This window comes from Gordonia sp. (in: high G+C Gram-positive bacteria) (assembly GCF_049299075.1).
GTDB lineage: Bacteria > Actinomycetota > Actinomycetes > Mycobacteriales > Mycobacteriaceae > Gordonia.
The window spans coordinates 1-2,225 of sequence record NZ_JBAQWU010000080.1; the positions used below are offsets into that span (position 1 = coordinate 1).

Annotated in this window: 2 protein-coding genes and 1 tRNA gene; 1 reads left to right on the forward strand and 2 read right to left on the reverse strand. The window is 64.5% G+C overall.

What is annotated here, in order from left to right; all coding sequences use genetic code 11:
- Positions 1-35: 35 nt before the first annotated feature.
- Positions 36-1,097: a 2,3-butanediol dehydrogenase gene (locus WAW85_RS02755; RefSeq protein ID WP_422558127.1), complete on the reverse strand. Its 1,062-nt coding sequence runs from the start codon at positions 1,095-1,097 to the stop codon at positions 36-38.
- Positions 1,098-1,296: 199 nt separating this feature from the next.
- A tRNA-Met gene (locus WAW85_RS02760) sits at positions 1,297-1,373 on the reverse strand.
- 233 nt (positions 1,374-1,606) lie between these two features.
- Between WAW85_RS02760 and WAW85_RS02765 the strand changes: the two genes are divergently transcribed.
- The gene (locus WAW85_RS02765) at positions 1,607-1,894 is read left to right on the forward strand and encodes a hypothetical protein (protein ID WP_422558128.1); all 288 of its coding nucleotides are present in this window, start codon (positions 1,607-1,609) and stop codon (positions 1,892-1,894) included.
- The last annotated feature ends 331 nt before the right edge of the window (positions 1,895-2,225 follow it).

A 2,225-nucleotide genomic window follows, 5' to 3' on the forward strand; every position in this document is an offset into this window, starting at 1 on the left:
CCCTGGTACGGAGGCGGGTTCTGCCGATGCTGCGCTCAGGCGTGCGGGTTCACGATGATCTTGACGTGTTCCTCGTTGTTGTTGATCAGCTGGTCGTAGCCCTTGCTGACCAGCTCGTCGAGGGCGATGCGGCCGGTGATGAACGGCGCCAAGTCGAGCCTGCCGCTCTGGACCAAAGCGATCGTGTCCGGGTGGTCGTTGGCGTAGCCGATAGTGCCCCGCAGATCGATCTCCTTGAGGACCAGCTGCGGCATGTCGACCGGTGGGTTGTGTCCCCAGATCGACACATTCACCACCACGCCACCGGGACGCACCGCATCGATCAACGTGTCGAGCACCACCGGCACCGACGAGCATTCGAAGCCGACGTCGGCGCCGCGGCCGCCGGTCCACTCCCGGACCATCTCGGCGACGTCGCCGTCGCGCGGATCGAAGACCTCGTCGGCGACCCCGGTCTCGGTGGCCATCGTTTTACGGGCCTGCGAACGTTCCGAGATGTACACCGTCAGGCCTTCGGCCTTGAGCACGGCGGCAGTCAGCAGGCCGATCGGTCCCGCACCGCCGACGATGGCCGTCTGCCCGGCGGTGGCGCCAGATCGCACAAAGGCGTGATGACCCACCGACAGCGGCTCGATGAGCGCCGCCTGGTCCAGCGGGATGTCACCGATCGGATGCACCCACCGTCGCTCGACGACGATCCGCTCGGCCAGACCGCCGCCGCGCCCACCGAGTCCAATGAAGTTCATATCTTTGCTCAGCTGGTAGTCCGAGCCGGGGCCAGTATCGACATCGTCACCAATGATGTACGGCTCCACGACGACGTTCTCGCCAACCTGCAGATCGTTCACATCATCGGCGAGCCCGATGATCGTGCCGGAGAATTCATGGCCAATCACCACCGGTGCGGCCTCCCCCGAGATCGGGTGCGGATGCCCTGCTGGCGGAATAAAGATCGGCCCCTCGAGGTACTCGTGCAGATCGGTGCCGCAAATCCCGCACCACGCCACCTCGATGGCGACCGTTCCAGGCTTCAGCTCCGGCTCCGCGATGTCCTCGATGCGAATGTCGTTGCGGTCGTAGTAGCGCGCTGCACGCATGTCGATTCCTCCCACTAGTCGATCTCTTGCGCGCGACACTACCGACGCAGCACCGGCCCCGCCCGAGATGCACGGGGATGCAACTCACCGTTGGCGCTGCGTTTGTCCTCGATTGCTCTTGTCCTGGATTGGTCGCGCGTACCGTCGCGTGAAAGCAGTCAGGCCCGGGAACCTTGACGGTTTCCGGACCTGACTGGCGTGGTAGCGGGGGCAGGATTTGAACCTACGACCTCTGGGTTATGAGCCCAGCGAGCTACCGAGCTGCTCCACCCCGCGTTGCGTTGACTACGTTACACACACCCCCGCCCCCAACGCAAATCGCTTGCCGCACACCGCATTTCACCTGTTCAGCGGCCCAAGTCCGAGGAGATGACACCGCGCCGCAACATCCCCGCCCACACTCCTTTTACACGATCACCGGGGCGCGCACCGCCGGAACTCTGTGATTTGTCGCACAACCGGCGTACGGTGGAAGGTACACCACCAGAAAGAAGCGAAGGAGAGGCGTCATGGCTACCCACACCGCTCACGAATCCCACGGCTGGCATCCGCTGAGCATGGTCGCATTCACCACCCTGCTGGTCGGCTCGGCATTTGCCGGACTCTGGGTGATCACCCTGGTGGATCTGCCGGCCAACAAACCGACCAACATCCTGTACGGCATCATCGCGCTGTCACTGCTACTGATCACCGGTGGAATCTTCACCTACCTGGCCAAAACGCTGCACCACTCCCCGATGCTGCCGGACAACACGCCGCGAGAGATCCAGCGCTACCTAAAGAAGGTGCGCGGCTAACTGCGGACCATCCGGTGCCGCCAGGACCGGGGCTAGACCCGACCGCCACAGAGAGTCGAGACGAGGCACTCAAGGGTTAATGCCCCATAGAAGACGACGCGGGTTCTTCTCACCGAGAGAGAAGCACCCGCGTCGTCGTCTGTTCGCCAGCTCCGCGACGTCACCCGCCCAGCGAGCTGTACTTTCCGATGGCCTCGTCGAGCCGCTGCAGGGCCTCACCGAGCTTGCCCAGGTCACCACTGGTCTGGGCTTCTCGCACCCCGGCCAGCGCGGCGCCGAGCTCGGCCACCGCGGCATCCCGCGCGGCGTCACCGGTCGGCGCCTGCTGCGC